Annotated in this window: 19 protein-coding genes and 1 pseudogene; 8 read left to right on the forward strand and 12 right to left on the reverse strand. The window is 70.6% G+C overall.

The window, feature by feature from the left end; all coding sequences use genetic code 11:
• Positions 1-9 precede the first annotated feature (9 nt).
• Genes AC31A1_RS11920 through AC31A1_RS11930 form a run of 3 tightly spaced genes read left to right on the forward strand, consistent with a single transcriptional unit; the run spans position 10 to position 1,690 of the window.
• Complete coding sequence (locus AC31A1_RS11920; protein ID WP_489653246.1) at positions 10-381, forward strand: nuclear transport factor 2 family protein; 372 nt, start codon at positions 10-12, stop codon at positions 379-381.
• A 5-nt stretch (positions 382-386) separates the two neighbouring features.
• Positions 387-836: a VOC family protein gene (locus AC31A1_RS11925; RefSeq protein ID WP_489653247.1), complete on the forward strand. Its 450-nt coding sequence runs from the start codon at positions 387-389 to the stop codon at positions 834-836.
• 17 nt (positions 837-853) lie between these two features.
• A complete protein-coding gene (locus AC31A1_RS11930) occupies positions 854-1,690 on the forward strand; it encodes an SDR family NAD(P)-dependent oxidoreductase (protein WP_489653248.1) in 837 nt (278 codons plus the stop codon).
• An 80-nt stretch (positions 1,691-1,770) separates the two neighbouring features.
• Here the strand turns inward: AC31A1_RS11930 and AC31A1_RS11935 are convergent, their stop codons facing one another.
• The 7 genes and pseudogenes from AC31A1_RS11935 to AC31A1_RS11965 form a co-directional block, all read right to left on the reverse strand.
• Positions 1,771-3,405, reverse strand: a complete 1,635-nt coding sequence (locus tag AC31A1_RS11935) for an FAD-binding oxidoreductase (RefSeq protein WP_489653249.1) — start codon at positions 3,403-3,405, stop codon at positions 1,771-1,773.
• 83 nt (positions 3,406-3,488) lie between these two features.
• On the reverse strand, positions 3,489-3,863 hold the full coding sequence (locus AC31A1_RS11940; RefSeq protein WP_390164886.1) for a nuclear transport factor 2 family protein: 375 nt from the start codon (positions 3,861-3,863) through the stop codon (positions 3,489-3,491).
• Positions 3,864-3,876: 13 nt separating this feature from the next.
• Complete coding sequence (locus AC31A1_RS11945; protein WP_489653250.1) at positions 3,877-5,076, reverse strand: MFS transporter; 1,200 nt, start codon at positions 5,074-5,076, stop codon at positions 3,877-3,879.
• Between the two features lie 121 nt (positions 5,077-5,197).
• On the reverse strand, positions 5,198-6,367 hold the full coding sequence (locus AC31A1_RS11950; RefSeq protein ID WP_489653251.1) for a low temperature requirement protein A: 1,170 nt from the start codon (positions 6,365-6,367) through the stop codon (positions 5,198-5,200).
• Between the two features lie 58 nt (positions 6,368-6,425).
• Positions 6,426-7,566 (reverse strand): annotated as a pseudogene (locus tag AC31A1_RS11955) (FAD-dependent oxidoreductase).
• A 13-nt stretch (positions 7,567-7,579) separates the two neighbouring features.
• Positions 7,580-8,428 carry a helix-turn-helix domain-containing protein gene (locus AC31A1_RS11960; protein WP_489653252.1) on the reverse strand — a complete coding sequence of 283 codons (849 nt, stop codon included), beginning with the start codon at positions 8,426-8,428 and terminating at the stop codon, positions 7,580-7,582.
• 16 nt (positions 8,429-8,444) lie between these two features.
• Positions 8,445-8,867, reverse strand: a complete 423-nt coding sequence (locus tag AC31A1_RS11965) for a DUF6879 family protein (protein WP_489653253.1) — start codon at positions 8,865-8,867, stop codon at positions 8,445-8,447.
• A 349-nt stretch (positions 8,868-9,216) separates the two neighbouring features.
• Between AC31A1_RS11965 and AC31A1_RS11970 the strand changes: the two genes are divergently transcribed.
• The gene (locus AC31A1_RS11970) at positions 9,217-10,344 is read left to right on the forward strand and encodes a mechanosensitive ion channel family protein (RefSeq protein ID WP_489653254.1); all 1,128 of its coding nucleotides are present in this window, start codon (positions 9,217-9,219) and stop codon (positions 10,342-10,344) included.
• A gap of 18 nt (positions 10,345-10,362) precedes the next feature.
• Here AC31A1_RS11970 and AC31A1_RS11975 read toward each other — a convergent pair whose 3' ends face one another.
• On the reverse strand, positions 10,363-11,934 hold the full coding sequence (locus AC31A1_RS11975; RefSeq protein WP_489653263.1) for a M1 family metallopeptidase: 1,572 nt from the start codon (positions 11,932-11,934) through the stop codon (positions 10,363-10,365).
• Between the two features lie 210 nt (positions 11,935-12,144).
• On the opposite strand from AC31A1_RS11975, the gene AC31A1_RS11980 reads away from it, so the two are divergent.
• Complete coding sequence (locus AC31A1_RS11980) at positions 12,145-14,364, forward strand: NADP-dependent isocitrate dehydrogenase (protein WP_489653255.1); 2,220 nt, start codon at positions 12,145-12,147, stop codon at positions 14,362-14,364.
• 81 nt (positions 14,365-14,445) lie between these two features.
• Here AC31A1_RS11980 and AC31A1_RS11985 read toward each other — a convergent pair whose 3' ends face one another.
• The gene (locus AC31A1_RS11985) at positions 14,446-14,787 is read right to left on the reverse strand and encodes a DUF5713 family protein (RefSeq protein WP_489653256.1); all 342 of its coding nucleotides are present in this window, start codon (positions 14,785-14,787) and stop codon (positions 14,446-14,448) included.
• An 84-nt stretch (positions 14,788-14,871) separates the two neighbouring features.
• Between AC31A1_RS11985 and AC31A1_RS11990 the strand changes: the two genes are divergently transcribed.
• Entirely contained in the window at positions 14,872-15,681 is an 810-nt protein-coding gene (locus AC31A1_RS11990; RefSeq protein WP_489653257.1) for an N-formylglutamate amidohydrolase, read from the forward strand.
• Between the two features lie 65 nt (positions 15,682-15,746).
• Positions 15,747-16,970, forward strand: a complete 1,224-nt coding sequence (locus tag AC31A1_RS11995) for a cytochrome P450 (RefSeq protein ID WP_489653258.1) — start codon at positions 15,747-15,749, stop codon at positions 16,968-16,970.
• Positions 16,971-17,024: 54 nt separating this feature from the next.
• Here the strand turns inward: AC31A1_RS11995 and AC31A1_RS12000 are convergent, their stop codons facing one another.
• From AC31A1_RS12000 to AC31A1_RS12010, 3 genes are read right to left on the reverse strand one after another with little or no spacing between them, the layout of a single operon-like run.
• Positions 17,025-17,567 carry a hypothetical protein gene (locus AC31A1_RS12000; RefSeq protein WP_489653259.1) on the reverse strand — a complete coding sequence of 181 codons (543 nt, stop codon included), beginning with the start codon at positions 17,565-17,567 and terminating at the stop codon, positions 17,025-17,027.
• A gap of 5 nt (positions 17,568-17,572) precedes the next feature.
• Positions 17,573-18,211: an RNA polymerase sigma factor gene (locus tag AC31A1_RS12005; protein WP_489653260.1), complete on the reverse strand. Its 639-nt coding sequence runs from the start codon at positions 18,209-18,211 to the stop codon at positions 17,573-17,575.
• Positions 18,208-19,644, reverse strand: coding sequence for a S8/S53 family peptidase (locus AC31A1_RS12010; RefSeq protein ID WP_489653261.1), 1,437 nt, complete (start codon positions 19,642-19,644; stop codon positions 18,208-18,210). Before AC31A1_RS12010 ends, AC31A1_RS12005 begins: the two co-directional genes overlap by 4 nt.
• A gap of 110 nt (positions 19,645-19,754) precedes the next feature.
• Between AC31A1_RS12010 and AC31A1_RS12015 the strand changes: the two genes are divergently transcribed.
• Positions 19,755-21,199: tetratricopeptide repeat protein (locus AC31A1_RS12015; protein WP_489653262.1), on the forward strand; the 1,445-nt coding region annotated here is incomplete at its 3' end.

A 21,199-nucleotide genomic window follows, 5' to 3' on the forward strand; every position in this document is an offset into this window, starting at 1 on the left:
GACGGGCGCATGGACACCCGAGAAGTGGTCGACACGTACTACCGGCTGGCCAACGCGGGCGAGTGGGACGCCTGGTGCGACCTGTTCGCGGCCGACCAGACCATGGACGAGCAGCTCGCCGGACACGTCGAGGGGCGCGAGACGCTCCGCGAGATGATGAAGGGCTTCCCGGAGATGTACGCCTCCTTCGCCAACGTCCCCCGGCACGTAGTCGTGGACGGCGAGCAGGCCGCGGTGGTCTCCGACATCACCGGCCGCACCCATGACGGCATCACCGTCGAGGCCAAGGTGTGCAACTACTTCCGCGTCACCGGCGGCCTCATCACCTACTTCGCGAACTTCCACGACAGCGTGCCGTTCGCCGCGGTCACCGGGACGTGAGCGCGATGACGACCGCTGCCCAGGCCGGCCTGCGCTGGTCGCACGTCGGCCTCAACTGCCGTGACCAGAAGGCCACGGAGGACTTCTACACCCGGCACTTCGGGTTCGCCCGGGCCCGGGTGGTGGAGGCCGACGGGGTCCGCGTGGTGTTCCTGCGCAACGGCCCCGTCTATCTGGAGCTGTTCGCGACCGACGCGGACGCCCTGTTCACCACGGCGAAGGACGGCCCGGACAACCCCGGCACGGCACGCCATCTCGCGTTCCAGGTCGACGACGTGGACGCGTTCCTCGCCGGGGCCGGGGGCGAACTGGAGCCGCTGCTCGGCCCGTTGACCTTCGACGCGTTCATCCCCGGCTGGAAGACGGTGTGGGTGTCCGACCCGGACGGCATCGTGCTGGAGGTCAGCCAGGGTTACACCGATCAGTCCACCGACGAACTGGCCACGTACGCCTGACAGGAGAGTCCCCCACCATGAGGCCCGTCCCCGACCAGACCATCCTCCTCACCGGCGCCACCGACGGCATGGGCCGTGAGCTGGCCCGCGAACTCGCCGCGCAGGGGGCGTCGTTGATCCTGCACGGCCGCAGTGCGACCAAGGGTCAGGAGCTGCTGACGGAACTGCGCGCGTCCACCGGCAACGACAGGCTCAGCTACGAGCTGGCCGACTTCTCCTCGCTGGAGGACATCCGCAAGCTCGCCGACCGGATCCTCTCCACCCACGACCGGCTCGACGCGCTGGTGAACAACGCCGGCATCGGGGTCGAGCTGGCCCGCCAGGAGAGCCAGGACGGCCTGGAACTCACCTTCCAGGTCGACTACTTGGCGGCCTACATGCTCAGCTGCCGGCTCGCGCCGCTGCTGGTGCGCTCGGCCCCGGCCCGCATCGTGAACGTCAGCTCCGCGGGCCAGGCGCCGATCAATTTCCGTGACGTGATGCTGGAGCGGAACTGGGACGGGGTGCAGGCCTACTGCCAGGCCAAGCTCGCCCAGATCACCCTGACCTTCGACCTGGCCGAGCGGCTGCGCGGCACCGGGGTGACGGTCAACGCCCTGCACCCGGCGTCGTACATGCCGACGAAGATGGTGGTGAACCTGTTCACCCCGCAGAGCTCGGTCGAGGAGGGTGTGCACAGCACCCTGCGCATGATCACCGACCCGTCCCTCGACGACGTCACGGGCGCCTACTTCAACCGCACCCAGCGCTCCCGCGCGGGCGCCCAGGCCTACGACGAACGCGACCGCGCCCGGCTGCGCGCCCTGAGCGAGTCGCTGACCGGGGTGACCTTCCCGGCCGACCTGAGCGGCTGAGCGGCCGGGCTGAGCGGCTGAGCGCAACACCGAGCCCCCGCCTCGTGCACGCGAGGCGGGGGCTTCGTGGTGTGCGGGTGCTAGCTCGCGGTGACGGACAGCTTGTGGTGGAACACGTTGCCCGGGTCCCAAGTGGCCTTCACCTGCCGCAACTTGGCGAGGTTTCCCTTGAAGTACAGGGTCTGCCAGGGCACGCCGGAGGTGTTCCAGGCCGGGTCGGTCAGGTCGGTGTCGGGGTAGTTGATGTAGGAGCCGTCGTTGGTGTCGTTCGGTACCGGTACCCCGCCGGTGTCCGCGTAGAGGTCGCGGTACAGGGCCCGCATCCAGGCGACGTGCCGGTCGTCCTGGGCCGGATCCGGCCAGTACGTCGTGAAGTTGGCCTTGAGGACCGAGTCCCGCTGGGCCAGCGCGGTGGCCGTGGGCGACACGGTGTTGACCTTGCCGCCGTAGGAGTAGAGCAGGATGCCGGCGTGCCCGTCGTAGGCGGCGTCGGAGAGGTAGCCGTAGAGCGTCTTGGCCTGTGCGGCGGACCAACCCTGGCGCAGATAGGCGCCCTTGGACTTCGTGCGGTTGTAAAGGCCCGTGTCGTAGGGGTCCTTGAGAGTCGTCTTCAGCCAGGGCCAGGAGGAGCGGGCGTCGGTGTACGGCACGCCGATGCCGCCGGTGACCGCGGCGACGTAGGCGTCGAGGAGGGCCGAGGCGTCCGAACGGGTGCCGTCTATCTGGGTGTTGAGGACGAGGCTGCCCTGGATGCGGTTGTAGAGGATCAGGACGCTGTGGAGGCTGTCGTAGGAGGAGCCGGAGACGCTGTTGCGGGCGTGCCAGGCGCCGTGGTTCGCGATCAGCGCGGTGAAGGCGGACTCCGTGAGGTCGCTCCACTTGATGGCCACCGTCGACTTCAGCAGGGTCTTGGGTGGTCTGGGCAGCAGGGTGGCGGGGTCGGTGCCGGTGGCCTCGGGGGCGCGGAACCAGTAGCGGGTGACGATGCCGAAAGTGCCCCCGCCGCCGCCCGTGTGGGCCCACCACAGGTCGCGGTGCGGGTCGTCGGCCTCGCGGGTGGCGACGACGGCACGGGCGGTGCCGGAGGCGTCGACCACGACGACCTCGACGGCGTAGAGGTGGTCGACGACGGCGCCGTACTGCCGGCACATCGCGCCGTAGCCGCCGCCGGTGACGTGGCCGCCGACGCCGACGGTCGGGCAGGTCCCGCCGGGCAGGGACACCCCCCACTCCAGGTACAGGGTGCGGTAGACGTGGCCGAGGGTGGCGCCGCCCTCGACGAGGAAGGCGCGGCGGGCGGGGTCGTAGTGGACCGCGTCCATCTCCGACATGTCGACGAGTATCCGTACGTCCGGGTCGTCGACCAGCGAGTCCAGGCAGTGGCCGCCGCCGCGTACGCCGATGCGCTTGCCGGCGTCGACCGCCTCCTGGACGACGGACACCACCTGCGCGGTGGTGTGGACGATCCGTACCGAGTCGGGGGCGGCGACGAATCTCGCGTTGTAGCCGCGGGACGTGAGGTCGAGATAACGGGCGTCCGAGGCACCGACGGTGACCGCGGCGGGGGCAGTGGTGGTGTCCGTGACCGTGCTGTCGGCGGCGAGGGCGCGGGTGGGGACCACGGCCGCGGCGATCCCCGCCGCAGTCGCGGTGCCGAGGAGTCCGCGCCGGGTGAGGCCGGCGGCGGGGCGTGAGTCGGGTTGCTGTCGTGTCACTGCTGTCTCCTTACTTTCGTGAAAAAACTGCCGCCCAGGAGGCCAGGAGCCTTCTGGGCGGCAGGAGTTGAGGGAGGCCGGCGTCAGACGACGTCGTGTCCGCTGACCGTGGTCTCCGGGATCTCGTCGCGGACGTCCCAGTGCTCGGCGATCAGGTCGTTTTCGAGCCGGAAGATCTCCACGACGGCCGAGCCCCGGTCCGTCGAGGTGGCGCGGAAGTGGGTGTGCACGAAGACCAGGTCACCGGAGCCCGCCGCGCGCTTGATCTCGAACCGTGCCTCGGGGAGCTGCTTGCGGAAGCCCTCGATGAACTCGACCAGCGGCCCCCGGCCGTCGGGCAGGTTCGGGTTGTGCTGGATGAGGTCCGCGGCCAGGTACTTGTCGGCCAGGTCGGTCTGCCCCTGGTTCCAGACGGTCTCCAGGTAATCGCGCACGAAGTGCACCTGGTGGCTGCTCATGAGTTCTCCTTGGCTAACTGATGTGTACAGGTGTGGCGGACTGCTCGGCGACCTTGGCCGCCGACGCCTGCCGGACGGACAGCAGATGGGCCAGCGTGGCCAGGACGAGGACGCCCAGGGCGGCGGCCGGGATGGGGCCCGCGCCCACGCCCGGCAGCAGGGAGCTGCCGATGAAGCTGCCGAGGCTCATCCCGAGGTAGAGCGCGGCCGCGTTCAGGGCGAGGATCAACCCCGGTTGCAGCGGCACGAGTTCGACCAGCCGGGCCTGCTGCGGTGCCTGGTAGAGCTGGCTGAAGAAAGCCCAGAACGCGAAGAACACGAGCCCGGCCGTGGAGTGCGGGGCGACCAGCAACAGGGCGAAGCCCAGGGCGAGTCCGATGACGGCGAGGCCCACCGTCCGTTCGCCGCCCAGCCGTTCGGCGATCCTCGGCGCGGACGCGTTGCCCGCGACACCGATCACACCGAAGGCGAGCAGGGTCACCGAGATCAGTCCGGACGACGCGTCGAAGCGGTCCTTGAGGTAGGCGCCCGCGATGCCATAGACGGTGAACTGGGCGGCCATGAACAGCAGGGTCGTCGAGACCGTGGCCACGGTGGCGGGGGTGCGCAGCGCGCCGCGGTAGGCCTGCACGGTGGGCGGTTCGCCGGCCGGGATCTCGGGGACGAACACGAACACGGTCACGAAGGCGATCGCGGAGAGCGCGGCCACGCCGAGCAGCGCCGGACGCCAGCCGAGGCTGCCGCCCAGGAACGAGGCGAGCGGCACCCCGAGTACGGCGGCTGCCGTCATCCCGCCGAAGACGGTGGCGAGGGCCCGCTGTCGGCGCTCCGGCGGGACGATGAGCGCCCCGGCCGCCGAGGCGCCGGGTCCGAAGACGGCCGCGCCCATCGCGCCGAGGACCCGAGTGACCGTCAGGAAGCCGTAGTTGGGCGCTACGGCGCCGAGCGCGGCGCCCACGGTGAGCAGCCCGATGCCGACGAGGAGGACCCGTTTGCGGTCCCACCGGCGCAGCAGGATGGGGGCCGAGGGCGCGCAGACCGCGAAGGTCAGCGCGAAGACGGTGACGAGGATGCCCACGGAGGCGGGCTGGACGTGCAGGTCGTCCCCGATCGGACCGTTCAGGCCGACGACCGCCAGCGAGATCGTCCCCAGGCTGAAGTAGCCCAGCGAGAGGGACAGCAAGGCCGGTAAGGCGCTGTTGCGGGACGGCATCACGCCACCTCCTCTTCCGAACGGGAAAGGTGCATACGGTGACCGTAGGAGCGGCCCTCGGGCCCTCGCGCGCGCCGCGAGGAGGACCCCGGCACTGCCCGAGGTCCGTCCCCGCACTACGTCAGGTCGTGGCGAAGGACCGTGAACGCAGCACCAGCGGCACTCTGCGCCCGGAGCTGATCAGCCAGTGCTCCACGGCGTTGACCAGCAGGAGCAGCAGGGCGGTGAACGCCAGCACGGCGAGGGCCGGCAGGAGCGGTGCCACGGCGGCGCCGGCCAGCAGCACGAGGCCGCAGTAGAAACGGGTGGCGGACGCGGCACCGAACATCCGGCGGCGCGTGTAGCAGAACGTGAGCAGGATCAGGGCGGCGCCGACCGGCAGCAGTCCGGCGGCACCGGAGTGCGGGATGCGCAGGGGGTCGTGGACGGTGCGTACGGCGCCGACGGAGACCAGCAACAGCCCGGCGACCAGGACGAGATGGCCGTAGCTGAGCACGTCGCGGACGACGATCGCGGGGGTGGGGTGGGTGCGCAGGGCGTGGGCGACGGCCGAGGCGGCGAGGTGGAAGTAGAGCCACCACAGGGCGCAGCCGATGAGGAAGGCGAGGACGAGCGCGGTCAGACTGACCGGGTCGAGCGGTCCCTTGGCGACTCCGGCGCCCACGGAGAAGATGTTCTCGCCGAGGGCGATGATGATGAACAGCCCGAACCTTTCCGGGAGATGGTTGACCCCGAAGGCCAGTCGCCGCAGATGGCCGCTGAGCAGGACGGGTGCTGCCAGCTCGGCGACCACGGCGACCGCCCAGCACACCTCGCGCCAGGGGGCGGGGAGGGTGGCGGCGCCGAACAGCACGAGGGCGAAGGCGAGTCCGGCGCGGTAGGGGTGGATGGTGTAGAGGGCGCACTCCCTGCGGATGGCCTCGCCGATGAGCAGGCGCAGGGCGAGGTAGCTGCCCGCGTACAGCAGGGCCTGTTCCCGGTTGTCCAAGGCCTGAGGTGCGGCAACTGCCATGCCGTAGACGGCGAGTGCGGTCAGCATCAGGAACACCCGCTGCAGACTGGTCTCGTGCACGGCGTTCATCGCCATGACGACGTCCACCCAGGCCCACCACAGCGGGACGAGCACGAGCAGACACTGTCCCAGCACGGGCCAGGTGGCGTGCCCGGCGAGCAGGTGCGCGACCTGGCCCACGCCGAACGCGAGGACCAGATCGAAGAAGAGCTCCGCCCAGGTGGCCCGGTCACGCACCTGAACGGCCGGGACGGTCGTTGTCGCGGTTGCGTCGGTCATCGTCGTATCGGGACACGGGAGGGCGCGCTGAGCGCGGAATGTGCGAAGTGGGCCCCTATTACGGCAAGTTGCCCACCCGGCTGTCCGAACTCCGTCGCCCGCCGGCCACCACCCGCACCGGCCCACCGTTCACGTCGACGAGCCGGGTCCACCCCGCCGCCAGGGCCAGAGTCCGATTCGGTACGGCCGCCCGCAGCCGCTCCTCATGCAACATCCGCCCGTCCTGGACGACTTGCAGCACCGGCCGCCTCAACAGGGCCGAAGTCCGCAGGACATACGGATGCTCGTCCCCCGGTGCGACACGGTTCGGGGCGATCCAGCGCAGGGGCGGCTCGACGAGCAACGGCACGGTGTGACGGGGCCATTCGACACCGGCGAGGGTCTCCAGAACGGCGGCGGCGACCCGGACCCCGTCGCGGGTGGCGGTGGCCGCGTTCTCGACGGGGTGCAGGAGACTACCGGCCGCGAACACACCGGGCCGGGATGTGTGCAGGGCTCCGTCGACGGCGGGGCCACGGGTGCCGGGGTCCAGAACGAGGCTCCCCCTCCGGGCGAGTTCATGGTCGGGCACGAAGTCACCGGTGAACACGACAGTGTCGCAGGCGAGTTGAGCCGTACGACCGTCGCGGTGCCGGACGCGGACACCGGACAGCCGCCCGTGGCCCAGGAGTTCGGTGACCGTGGTCTCGGTGAGGAGCGGGATGCGGTGGCGGAGGCGGGCGTTGTGGGCGCGGGTGACTGCCGTCTGGGCGATGGGCAACTCGGTGACCACGGCGACGACTTCCGCTCCGGCAGCCCGCACGGTGTCGGCGGCGGCGTAGGAGACATGCTCGGCACCGACCACGACGGCACGGGTACCGATCCGCTGGCCATGCAGGTGCACCGCCTGCTGCAACTCCCCGGTGGTGTACACCCCGTTGGGCCTCGCCCCCGGCACCAGCCGGGCCGCACGGGGCCGTTCGCGGGCACCGGTGGCGAACGACGGCTGCCGCGTGGATGGTCTCCGGGCCTCGCGGGCCAACGGTGTTCAGGGCCGACTGCCCCGCCCAGTCGAGGACGGTGATCCCGGTACGGACAACGGCACCGGCGCGTATGGCGGCGCTGAGGACGAGGCGGTCGTACGCGGGCCCGGTGAGCGGATGCGTCCAGGTGTGTTCTTTGAGCCGACCGCCAGCCGCGTGAGCCCGCCGAACCGGCAACTCCCCCAGTAGGTCAACTGGGGTTCAGGGCACGCCTGGCCGCGTTGATGACGTTCTGGGCGTCGGCTCCGTACACGGCCGACTCGCTGAGAGTCTTCCGGACCTTCGAATACAAGGCGATGTTGTCGGCGTCGTCCAACCACAGTTCGGCGTGCCAGTCCTCCGCCGAGACGACCCGGTCATCCAGGATGCAGAAACTGTTACCGGGTGGGATCTTCACGGAGGCCGAGAACGGAATGATCCCCAGTTCAACGGTGTCCATCCCGATCATGCCCGTGAGGCGGTCGAGCTGGGCGACCAGCACGGAGGGCGGACAGACAAGGACGCGCAACGCGGCTTCCCATATGACGACCCGCAGCCGATGACCTGACGTGTACAGCCAGTCCTGCCGCCGCATCCTGGCCCGTACGGCTTCCTCAGCGTCCGTCGTGGAGCCGTGCAGATGTGCGTACCGGGTGAGTACCGCCCGCGCGTAGTCGGCTGTCTGGAGCAGCCCCGTGACCGTGGATTCTTCCCATGCTCGGATGACCCGCGAGCGGGCGGTCTCTGCTGCCCAGTTCTCCTGTACTGGGCTCTGCCCTGCCGCCAACTGGCGACGCCACGAGCGGATGTGGGTCTCGAACCCTGCGAGTCGACCGACCAGTTCGCCGTAAGCCTCGGGCTGCCCGGTCGCGTCGGCCCACGCCCTCAGGTCCTCGGGCGTGGCGGTCTGTCTGCCGTTTTCCAGCTTGCTGACCTTCGAGACGGCCCAGCCCAGCTGGGCGGCAAGCTGGGTACCGGTCATCCGCCCACCAGGGGCTGTGAACCTGAGCCCCCTCAAACGCGCGCCGAGCGCCTCGCGCGCCTGCTGATAGTCGGTCACCGGTACGCGTCTGCTCCTATTCCAGGGCGGCTACCTGCGCCGCGAACTGGTCGTACGGGATGGCGTGGTGCAGGGCAGCGTCACGCACGATGGAATACCGCACGACTTCGGCGGGCTCCGTCTTGGCTTCGTAGCTGGTCAGTTCGTCGGCGTTATTGAAGTGCAGCACCACGACAAGGCGCGAATCGAAGATCCAGAAGTCCTCTTCGAGCAGCCGCAACCGCTCAGCATCCGAACGCCACAGACAGCGGGCGTCCTCACCTGTGGCGGCGTTGCACGCGGCGTAGCCGAGCAGGAACCGTTGTCCGTCAGTGGGCGGGTTGTCGACGACCCGTACCCGCCCGATGGCCTTACCCGCGTCGGCCTGGCGCCGGATGTTTCTGGTGCCATGCGCTGTGCTCGAAGTCCCTGAATAGACGGGCGAACTCGTCCGCGTCAATCACCTTGGGCATCGGGTCGATCTCCTGATCCTGGCCAGTGTGTGGTGGTACGTCGCCCGCCGTTCCTACGGCACCCCGACCACCGCTGCCTGCGGCTCCGACCGCGACCAGGCCGAACTCGCCGAGGGAATCGTCTGAAAGCCGTGCTCACAGCCCCGGAGGGGGTACGAACTCCCCGTCCGGATACGGCAGGATGAGCGGTCGCGCCGGTGCGGAGAACCGTTCCGGCCGGCGCGACGGCAGTTCCGGAAATGCCCGCGATATCGAGCAGGTGGACAACGTGACGACTCTTCACATCCGGCCGTCGGCGGCGCCCTTCGCCTCCGTTTCTCTCCCCGGAGGTGACCGGTGAACCGCACACCCACCCTGGACGACTTCATGCTCGCCGGAACAGCGCTGGCCTCGGGCCTCTTGGCGGCGTTCCTGCTGCGGATACTGCTGCGCTGGCTGGGCAAGCACGCCGACCGCACCCGCTGGAGCGGCGACGACGTGATGGTCGACGCGCTGCGGACCGTACTGCCGTGGTCGGCGATCGCCGGCGGCGCGGCGATCGCGGGGGCGGTGCTGCCGCTGACGCACACGGTCCAGCACCAGGTCAACCAGACCCTTCAGGTGCTGATCATCCTGGCCGTGACGGTGTCGGCGGCCCGGGTGACAGCGGGTCTGGTCCGGGCGGTCACCAACTCCCGCTCCGGGGTGGCCGGTTCGGCCACGATCTTCGTCAACATCACCCGGATACTGGTCCTGGCGATCGGCTTCCTGGTGATGCTGCAGACGCTGGGCATCTCGATAGCGCCGATGCTCACCGCCCTGGGTGTCGGCGGTCTCGCCGTGGCGCTCGCTCTTCAGGACACCCTCGCCAACCTGTTCGCGGGCATCCACATCCTCGCCTCGAAGACCGTGCAGCCCGGCGACTACATCAAGCTGAGCAGCGGCGAGGAGGGGTACGTCGAGGACATCAACTGGCGTCAGACGACGGTACGGGCGCTCTCCAACAACCTCGTCGTGATACCGAACGGCCAGCTCGCCAAGACGAACATGACCAACTTCATGCGTCCCGAGCAGGAGTTGACGATCCTGGTCCAGGTGGGCGTCGGCTACGACAGCGACCTGGAGCATGTCGAGGAGGTGACCATGGAGGTCATCGCCGAGGTCATGACCGACATCACCGGCGCGCTCCCGGAGCACGAACCGGCCATCCGCTTCCACACGTTCGGGGACTCCCGGATCGGCTTCACGGTGATCCTGGGGGTCGGGGAGTTCAGCGACCAGTTCCGCATCAAGCACGAGTTCATCAAGCGCCTGCACAAGCGGTACCGCGCCGAGGGCATCCGCATCCCGGCACCGACCCGCACGGTGGCGCTCCAGCAGGGGGCGGTCCCAGAGGGGGCGCTCCCACAGGGGGTGGTCGCCATACCGCAGCAGCGCATCCGGGAGGACGAGCCGGGCGAGGTCCCCTCCACCCGGCTCGACTGACCTGACCGGTCAACTCCCTCAGAGCGTCGCGGAGTTGTCGCGGTAGTGCCCGCCGGTCCGGCTGTGCGGGGTGGTGAGGGACGGGTTCACCGGCGTCACCGTCCAGTCCGGATGACCGGGCATGCGGGGCGTCGCCGTACCGTACAGCCAGTCCCGCAGGAAGCCGGACAGGTCCTGGCGGGAGATCTTCGAGGCGACGGCGATGTAGTCCTCGGTCGTCGCCGAGGAGTCGCGGTACCGGGCGAGGAAGGCGCGTTCGACGGCGTGGAAGGTGTCCTCGCCGATGAACTCCCGCAGGGCGTACAGGACCAGGACGCCGCCGAGGTAGCGCTGGTCGTCGAAGAGGTTCGCAGCGTTCGGGGCGGCGACCGGGCCCGAGTCGTGGCGCCACTGGTCGCCGCGCGCGTAGGTGTCCTTCATGCGGGCGTCCATCGTGGTCAGGCCGAGGGAGTCGGGCCAGCCGCGCTCGTAGCGGTAGAGCAGTCCGTAGAAGTCGGCGTGGCCCTCGTTCAGCCACAGGTCGGCCCAGGTGGCGGGGCTGACGCTGTTGCCGAACCAGGAGTGGACCAGCTCGTGCATCATGTGCGAGCCGATCCTGCTCTCCTCCTGGAGCAGGAAGTTCGGCTTGTACAGGGTGAGGGTCTGGGTCTCAAGTCCCGTGAAATCAAAGGCGTTCGGGGCGTCCGAGTTGCAGGGCAGCAGTCCGTACGTCTCGAACGGGTAGGCCCCCAGGCGCTGTTCGAGCCAGTCGACGAGGCCGGGGGTCAGCGCGAGCGCCGGTTCCAGGGCGGCGGCGCGCGCGGTCGGCACGACGTCCCGCAGCGCCAGTCCGTGCGGGCCGCGCCGCTCCTTGATCACGTAGTCGCCGACGGTGATCTGCACCAGCTCGGTCGCCATCGGCGAGCGCGAGCGGTAGCTGAACGCGGTCCGGTCGCCGTCCAGCCGCTCGGCGCACACCAGTTGACCGTTCGCGACCCCGCGCAGCCCGGCCGGGACGGTGATCCGGAACGTGAAGTCAGCCTTGTCGCCGGGGTGGTCGTTGCAGGGGAAGACGGTGTGCGCCAGGTTCGGCTGGCCGCACACCGCGAAACCGTCGGGGGTGACGACCCAGCCGCCGGTGGGCGCGGCGGCGCGGCCCGGGTCGACGGAGTACTCCACGCACACGGTGACCCGCGCCCTCGCCGGGAGCGTCCTGGCGGGCGTGATCCGCAGCTTCTCGCCGGCCTGCTCGACATCGGCTCTACGGCCCTGGACGCGCACCGTGCGGATGTCGAGGTCGAGGGCGTCGAGGGAGAACCGGGTCAGGGCTTCGGTCGTGCGGAGTTCTATCGTCGCCGTGCCGTCGACGAGCTTGGCCGTGGCGTCGTAGGCGAGGTCGAGGTCGTAGGCGAGGACACGGTAGCCGTCGTTGCCGAGGCTCGGGAACACCGGGTCGCCGAGGGTCTCGGCGCCCTCGTCGCCGTACTCCCGTCCGGTCGTCTCGTTCCCGTTCCCCCGTCCGGCCGCGAAAGCCGGGGAACCCACGGTCAGTGCCGTGGCCGTACCGATCAGGGCGGCCGCGGGGGCCGTCACTCTGCTGCGATATCTCATGATCCGCTTTCGCTCGGGCGGCCGGGCGGTCAGCTCCGGCCGTCGGTCGGTCAAGGCGATCCATCCCTTAATGACTGCCGGACCATGCGGTCGGTTGCCCTTGATCCACGCGCGGGTGCTCGCGCGGTGCGGACGGACCGCTGTCGAGTGGGACCGGATGAGGAGATATCTTGATGTCGAGCAATGTTGCAGACGTGGAGCGGAGCACCGGTGACTGACTCGACCATCATCTATACGCACACTGACGAGGCCCCGGCCCTGGCGACGTATTCCTTCCTGCCGGTGGTCCAGGCGTACGCCTCGCAGGCGGGTGTCGCCGTGACCACGCGGGACATCTCGCTGGCCGGGCGCATCATCGCCGTGTTCCCGGAGTACCTCACCGAGGACCAGCGGATCCCGGACGCCCTGCACGAGCTGGGCGAACTGGCGAAGACGCCCGAGGCCAACATCATCAAGCTGCCGAACATCTCGGCGTCCATCCCGCAGCTCAAGGCCGCCGTGGCCGAGCTTCAGGAGCAGGGTTACGCGCTGCCGAACTACCCGGACGACCCGAAGACCGACGAGGAGCGGGACATCCAGTCCCGTTACGACAAGATCAAGGGCTCGGCGGTCAACCCGGTCCTGCGCGAGGGCAACTCCGACCGGCGTGCCCCCGCCTCGGTCAAGAACTACGCCAAGACCCACCCGCACCGCATGGGTGCCTGGTCGGCGGACTCGAAGACCAATGTCGCCACGATGGGCGAGAACGACTTCCGCTCCACCGAGAAGTCCGTGACGATCGCCGAGGCCGGTGCGCTGAGGATCGAGCTGGTCGCCGAGGACGGCACCACCACCGTGCTGCGCGAGTCCGTACCCGTCCTCAAGGACGAGGTCGTCGACGCCTCCGTGCTGCACGTCGCCGAGCTGCGTGAGTTCCTCACCGCGCAGATCGCCCGCGCCAAGGCCGAGGACGTCCTGTTCTCGGTGCACCTCAAGGCCACGATGATGAAGGTCTCCGACCCGATCATCTTCGGCCACGTGGTCCGCGCGTTCTTCCCGAAGACCTTCGAGCAGTACGGTGCGACGCTGGCCGCGGCCGGTCTCTCCCCGAACGACGGTCTCGGCGGCATCCTCAAGGGCCTGGCCGCGCTGCCCGAGGGCGACGCGATCAAGGCGTCCTTCGACGCGGAGATCGCCGAGGGCCCGGCGCTCGCGATGGTCGACTCCGACAAGGGCATCACCAACCTGCACGTGCCCTCCGACGTCATCGTCGACGCCTCGATGCCGGCCATGATCCGCACCTCCGGCCACATGTGGGGCCCGGACGGCGCCGAGGCCGACACTCTCGCGGTGCTCCCGGACTCCTCCTACTCCGGCGTCTACCAGGCCGTCCTCGACGACTGCCGCGCCCACGGCGCCTACGACCCCTCCACCATGGGCTCGGTGCCGAACGTCGGCCTGATGGCGCAGAAGGCCGAGGAGTACGGCTCCCACGACAAGACCTTCGAGGTCCCGGCCGCCGGTACGGTCCGCCTCGTCGACCAGGCCGGCGATGTCGTCCTGGAGCAGCCGGTCGCCAAGGGTGACATCTTCCGCGCCTGCCAGACCAAGGACGCCCCGATCAAGGACTGGGTGAAGCTCGCCGTCACCCGCGCCCGCGCCACCGGCGACCCGGCGGTGTTCTGGCTGGACGAGACCCGCGCGCACGACGCCCAGCTGATCAAGAAGATCAACGCGTACCTGCCGGAGCACGACACCGAGGGCCTGGACATCCGGATCCTCGCCCCGGTCGAGGCGACCCAGCTGTCGGTGGAGCGCATCCGCCGCGGCGAGGACACGATCTCCGTGACCGGCAACGTGCTGCGTGACTACCTGACCGACCTCTTCCCGATCCTGGAGCTGGGCACCAGCGCCAAGATGCTGTCGGTCGTCCCGCTGATGGCGGGCGGCGGCCTCTTCGAGACGGGCGCCGGCGGCTCCGCGCCGAAGCACGTGCAGCAACTGGTCAAGGAGAACTACCTGCGCTGGGACTCGCTCGGTGAGTTCTTCGCGCTGGTCCCCTCCCTGGAGCAGTTCGCGACGTTCACCGGCAACGCCCGCGCGCAGGTCCTCGCGGACACCCTCGACCGCGCGACGGCGACCTTCCTCAACGAGGACAAGTCCCCGACCCGTCGCGTCGGCGGCATCGACAACCGCGGCAGCCACTTCTTCCTGTCCCTGTACTGGGCGCAGGAGCTGGCCACGCAGACCGACGACGCGGACCTCGCGAAGGCGTTCGCGTCGCTGGCCGAGACCCTCGCGGGCGCCCAGCAGCAGATCATCGAGGAGCTCGGCGCGGTGCAGGGCAGCCCGGCCGACATCGGCGGCTACTACCGGCCCGACCCGGCCAAGGCCGCGAAGGTGATGCGCCCGTCGACGACGTGGAACGAGGCGCTGACTTCCCTGAGCTGACCGCGGACTCTCCGAATCGCTCCGCCCCGGCCGGGTTCCTCCTGGCCGGGGCGGCTGCGTCAGCCCACGACAGCCGGCCGCTCACCAGTCCCGTACGGCGATCAGCTTCTCCACGTCCGCGTCCGCGAAGCCGTACGCGTCGGCCACGAATCCGAAGTCCTCGGCTATCTCCTCGCGGGCCACGGTCTCGATCTCGCTGCCGGCCGCCTCGAAGTCGGCCTGCAGGGCGTTGAATTCCTCGGTGGCGACCTCGGTGAGGGCGTACAGCGCGGGCAGGTCGGCGGGGTGTTCGGTCTCGACGCGCTCGCACAGGCGCAGCAGGATCACCTTGCCGAGGTCCACCACGCGGTCGGGGTAGTAGTCGTCCCGGTAGAGCGCCCGCAGGAAGGCGTGCTCGGTGATCTGCTGGTTGCTGACGGGCATGGTGGTGCTCCCCCGGTCCGTGTTCGTCGTTGCGGATACCTTGATCCTGCACCACGCCACTGACAACGCCCCCGGGAGCCGCCCGTGTCCCCCACCGCGCCGTCCTCGCCGTCCTTCGAGCTGCTGCCCGGCGCCGCCGACTCACCCGTGATCCTCCATGTGCCGCACTCCGCACGGGAGATACCGGCCGACGTCCGCGCGGACATCCTGCTGGACGACCCGGCGTTGGAACGCGAACTCGACCACATCACCGACAGCCACACCGCGCGGATCGCCGCCGAGTCGGCACGCGCGTGTGCACTCCCCCCGTGGCGGTTCGTGAACCGGCTGTCGCGCCTGGTCGTCGATCCGGAACGCTTCCCGGACGAGCGCGAGGAGATGCTCGCCGTCGGCATGGGCGCCGTCTATACCCGTACCACCCACCACGCCGGCCTACGGCCCGCCGACCACGACCCCGGGCCGCTGATCGACCGCTACTTCCGCCCGTACGCCCGCGCGATGACGGAGGCCGTCGCCGACCGCCTCGCTGCCACCGGCCGGGCCGTCGTCATCGACCTGCACTCCTATCCCACCTCCCCGCTCCCCTACGAACTCCACGGCACCGACCCGCGCCCCGCCGTCTGCCTGGGCACGGACGCCCTCCACACCCCGCCCGCACTGCTGTCGGCGGCACGCGAGGCGTTCGCGGGGTGCGGGGAGATCGGGCTCGACAGCCCGTTCATCGGTACCTACGTGCCGCTGGAGTTCTACGGCAAGGAGCCGGCGGTCGGCGCCCTGATGGTGGAGATCCGCCGGGACACGTACATGACGGAACCCGGTGGCCCGCCCGACGGCCCGGGGGTCGCCCGGCTCGCCTCCGCGCTGACGACGCTCGTCGACGCCGTATCCGGATAGCGTCCGGACCTCCGGCTGGAGCACTCCCGCAGGACAGCCGGCCGGGGGCGTACGAGGGTGGACGCATGACCGAGGAGACCACCACGCTGACCGGCCAGGCACCGCCCCCCGTCCGGGACTGGCCCCCGCTCGACCTGACCGGGACGGAGTTCGACCCGGTCCTCGCGGAGCTCATGCGCGAGGGCCCGCTGACCCGGATCCGGCTGCCGCACGGCGAGGGCTGGGCGTGGCTGGCCACCCGCCACGACGACGTGAAGATGATCACCAACGATCCGCGGTTCGGCCGCGCGGAGGTCGCCACACGTCAAGTGACGCGCATGGCCCCGCACTTCAAGCCCCGCCCGGGGTCACTTGCGTTCGCCGACCAGCCCGACCACAACCGGCTGCGCAAGGCGGTCGCGGGCGCGTTCACGGTCGGCGCGATGAAGCGGCTGCGGCCCCGCGCGCAGTCACTGCTCGACGCGCTGGTCGACGGGGTCGTGGCCGACGGGCCGCCCGCCGACCTGATCGAGCGGGTCCTCGAACCCTTCCCGATCGCCGTGGTCAGCGAGGTCATGGGCGTGCCCGACGAGGACCGGGAGCAGGTGCACGCCTGGACGCGGCAGATCATCTCCACGTCCGGCGGCGCCGAGGCCGCCGACCGCGCCAAGCAGGGCATGTACGCGTGGATCACCGACACGATCCGCGCCCGCGCCGAGAGCGCCGGCACCGACGTGTACTCGCTGCTCGGCGGCGCCGTGGCCCGGGGCGAGATCAGCCAGGAGGAGGCGTCCGGTGTGGCGGGCCCGCTGCAGATCGGCGGGGAGGCGGTCACCCACAACTGCGGCCAGATGCTGTACCTGATGCTCACCCGCCCCGAACTGCTGGACCGCCTGCGTGCCCAACCCGAGTGCAGGGAGGCCGCGTTGGACGAACTCCTGCGCTACATCCCGCACCGCTCCTCGGTCGGGCTGGCCCGGATCGCCCTGGAGGACGTCGAGTTGCACGGCCTGCGCATCAGCGCGGGCGAGCCGGTCTACGTCTCCTACCTTGCCGCGAACCATGACCCGGCCGTCTTCCCGGAGCCGGACCGCATCGACGTGGACCGCGATCCCAACCCGCACCTGGCGTTCGGCAACGGCTCGCACTACTGCACCGGCGCCGTGCTGGCCCGCCTCCAGACCGAACTCCTCGTGGACACCCTGCTGGACCGCCTCCCGGGACTCCAACTCGCCGTCCCGGCCGAGGAGATCGTCTGGCGCCGGAAGACGATGATCCGGGGTCCGCAGACATTGCCGGTGACCTGGTAGGCCACTTGCGCGCGAGGACGAGGTGTCATCAACTCCGTCCTCGCGCACCGGTGTTCACGCCCGCAGCCACTCCGTGACGACGACCTCGCCGCCGGCCCGCAGCCGTAGCGCGAAGGGGCCGGCCGGGGGTGCGTCGCCGGCGAAGCGGCCCATGGCATCGGCCGTGAGGGTGGTGGGGCGCAGGGCCTGGGGGCCGTTCAGGACCTCGATGCCGGCCGGCTGGGGTGGCATCACCTGGCCCATCAGGCCCTCGCTCGTCACCTCCACGTCGATGCTGAGGTCGCCCGCGGTGAAGGTCAGCATGCGGGGCGCGACCGTGGCCCCTCTGACCGGGATCGCGTCGACCAGGGAGTCGAAGGTCAGCTCCGCGAGCCGGGCGTCCATGTCGTACAACGCGTAGGCGTCCATGGCGAGTTGACGCAGCTCGGCGGGGACCGGGTCCAGGATGGCGGCGGCCTGCCGCAGCTCCTCCTCCAGGAGGCTGTCGTCGAACTCACCGCCGTCGGTGTCCTGTTCGCCGCCCGGGTCGTCGAACTCCCCGTCGTCGAAAGGCTCCTGGCCGAAGGCGCCGAACGCGTCGAGACCGTCGTCGTGCATGCCGTTCACATCGCCCCCCGGGCGTCGAGTCGGGCCCGCAGCCGGCGCAGGCAGCGCTGGCGCATCGGGCCGATGCTGCCGACGGCGATCCCCAGACCGGCGGACACCTCCTGATAGCTGGGCGGCGGCGAGGCCATCAGCACCCGCAGCAACTGCCTGCAGCGCTCGCCCAGTTCCTCGAACTCCTGCCACAGCCGCCGGATGCGCTCGGCGTCGGAGGCCGCCTCCTCCGAGTCGATCAGCGACTGCTCGGGCGTGCGCTCCTCGCTGATGCGGTCGAGGAGTTGGGGATCGTCCGTCGGCATGAGCCGCCGTAGCGACTTGATCACCTTCAGGCACTCGTTGCGCGCGGTGCTCGCGAGCCAGGAGCCGGCCTTCTCGGGTTCGCGGATGCGCCGCAGGTGCTGGGCGAAGCGGAACCACACGGTCTGGTAGACCTCGTGGCCGTCGGCGTCGGAGAGCCGGTGGGCGCGCACCACTGACCAGACCAGTGGGCTCAACCCCTCCACGAGCGCCTTCCAGGCCGCCGCGTCGCCGTCGACGGCGGACTGGACGAGCGCGCCGACTTCTGCACGTTCCAAGGTGCCACCCCTCGTGTACGGCATGTCATCGTACGCCGTGGAGGAGATGGTTCCGGCCCTCATGCCGGAGGGGAGAGCGGTACGACGGGGACCGGGCGCCAGGTGGGTGGGCGCAGCGCCGGTACGTGTGCCCCGCGCACTTCGGCGTACTCGGCGTTCCCCGTGAGGAGTTGGGTGCGGGCGGCGCGTGCGTCGGTCTCCTTGTTGGCCGTCATGAAGGCGGCGACCATGCCGGCGGCGACCGGCGCGGCGAACGAGGTCCCGCTCCAGCGCGCGAGCCCGTCGAACGTCACCTGGTCCGGGCTGCCCTGCTCGGCGTCCCCTGCCTGGCTCAACACGCCCTTGTGGACGGGCGATTGGCAGGTGCAGGAGTAGGTGAAGCCGAAGCGGCAGGCGCCGTAGGTGGTGTGCTGGTAGGTGTACGGCGTGGGTGCGCCGAAGCCGGTGAGGGGGCCGATGAGCCGCTCGCCGGGGGCGTAGGCCTTGACCCAGGCGCCGTGGTTGCTGAAGCAGGCGCCGAACTCGCCGTCGCTGCGCAGCGCGCCGACCGAGAGGACGACGTCCTGGTAGTCGGGCAGGTCGGCGTAGGCGGCGGGCCAGAACGGGGTGGCACTGGCGTTGTTGCCTGCCGCCGCCACCAACAGGGTGCGCTGCCCGCGCAGTTGCTGCATGAAGCCCTCGACGCCGAGGAGTCCGTCGGTGCGCCCGTTCGAGGTGCCGGCGGAGAGGCTGATGACGTCGGGCCAGCCGCTCTGGTCGACGGCGGCGAACAGCGCCTCGCCGAAGTCCGATTCGAGGATGGCGCCCGCGTCGTTGAGGGTGTTGCGGACCGTGACCTCGGTGTTGGGCGAGATGGCCGCGACGAGCCCGGCGATGAACGTGCCGTGTCCTACGTACTGTTGGAGCACTCCCGCGTCGTCGGTCTCCCTGATCTGCGCGTCGCCCTGCACATGGGCCATCAGCGGGTACGACCGGTAGTCGTGCATGAGACCGGTGTCGATGACGAGGACGCCCACGGCGGTGTCGGCGTCGTAACCGGCTTCCGCGGGCGCCGGGTTGGAGCCTTCGGTGAGCGGGGCGGGCACGGGTTCGTCACCGGGGCAGGCGTTCACCGCGATGGACACCACGTGGTTGCGGCTGACCAGTCGGCGTCCGGCGCGGCCCTCCGGCTCGCGCAGTGCGCGCAGCGCGTTCGCGACGGCGTGGTCGCCGCGCTGGTCGCCGACGCCCAGGTCGCCGACCTGGATGCGGGTGATGCCGGACCGGTTGGTTTCGGGGCCCGCCCGGCGCACGGAGTCCGCGGTGAGGCCGGTGGCCGCGGTGAAGTGTGTGCGTACGGCGTCCTCGACGAGGCGGGCCTCCTCGCCGTCGCGGGCGAGCACGACGCCCTTCTCGTAGAAGAACTCGGCGGAGTCGTCCGGCCCCATAGCCAGGGGGACGTCGGGCATCGAGCGCTGGATCTTGTCGAACTGCTCGTGGAATCGCTGTGGTGCCATGGCGTGTTCCTCCCACTGCGGCGGCGGTCGTCAATCAGAGCCGCCAGGCGGCTACTTGATACAGCGCCAAACCTGTGTGGTCTGCACCTGGGACCACTAGCATGCGAGAAGTGACTGCGGGAAGCGACTCGATTCTCGAACTGCTGCCGATGGTGTTCGCGGCGCCGAACGAGGCGCTGGCCGGTGCGCGGGAGGTTCTCGACGGCGATCCGACGCCGTTCCGGGCCTCCGTGGCGCACCACGCGATCGGCATGTGGCAGCGGGACTTCGGCGATCTGCGGCTCGCCCTGCACCATCTGCGGCGGGCCCGCGACCTGGCGGCCCGCGCGGATTCGGCGGACCGCGAGGCGGACGTACTCGGCACGCTCGGCGTGGCGTTGGTGCACGCGGGCCGCACCCGGCAGGGCCTGGAGGCGTTCGAGCGGGGCATCGCCCGCGGCACGGGCCAGACCCGGGCGCGGGTGCTGTACCGGCGGGCGTACGTCTGGTGGGTGCTGGGCCGGCACCGCGAGGCGCTGGAGGACGTACGGCGGGCCATTGCCGTGCTGCGGCAGGCAGATGACGTGATCTGGATCGCGCGGGCGATCACCCTGCGCGCGACCGTGCATCTCGCGCTGGGCGCGGTGGACCGGGCCGACGCCGACTTCACGGCGGCCGAGCGGCTGTGGGAGACCACCGGCCAGGAGCACGACAAGGCGGACGTGGTCGAGAGCCGGGGTCTGGCCGCGTTCCGGTCGGGTGACATCCCGGTGGCGCTCCAACTCCTGGACTCGGCGGAGGAGATGTACGCCAAGCTCGCCACCCCGAGCTTCATGCTCACCGTCCGCCGCTGCGAGGTGCTGATGAGCGCGGGTCTGGCCGGGGAGGCGCTGGCGCACGCGGACACGGCGGTCGGGCTGCTCGACGGCATCGGCGGACAGTCCACCCGCAAGGCGGAGTTGCTGCTCGTGGCCGCCCGTGCGGCACGGCTCGCGGACGATCCGCACACGGCGATCGCGCGCGCGGCCGTGGCGGTGCGGCTGTTCGCCGCGCAGCGGCGCACCTGGTGGGAGACGCACGCCCAACTGGTCCTGATCGAAGCCCGGTTGGCGGCCGGGCGCGCGTCGGGACGCCTGGTGGCGGACGCCGCCGCGGTGGCCGACCGGCTGGCCGCGTTCGGCTCACCGTCCGCACCGGAAGCCTCCCTGTTGGCGGGCCGGATCGCGCTGGCCGTCGGCTGGACGGCGGACGCGGAACGGCACTTGGCGGTCGCCGCCCGCAGCAGACGCGGCGGACCACCGCTGGCCCGGATGACCGGCTGGGCGGCACAGGCGCTGCGCGCGCAGGCCGCGGGCTCCGGACGAGGTGTGCTGGAGGCGTGCCGGCGCGGGCTCGACGTCCTGGACGATCACCGTACGACCCTGGGCGCCTCGGAGTTGAGGGCGCGGGCGACCGCGCAGGGCGCCGAACTGGCGGCACTGGCCCAGCGCGCGAGCCTGACGTCCGGTGGCCCGCGACGCCTCCTGGTGTGGAGCGAACGCTGGCGGGCGACCGCCCTCTCGACGCCCCCCACCAG

The sequence above is a fragment of the Streptomyces sp. P5F9 genome (assembly GCF_057961495.1).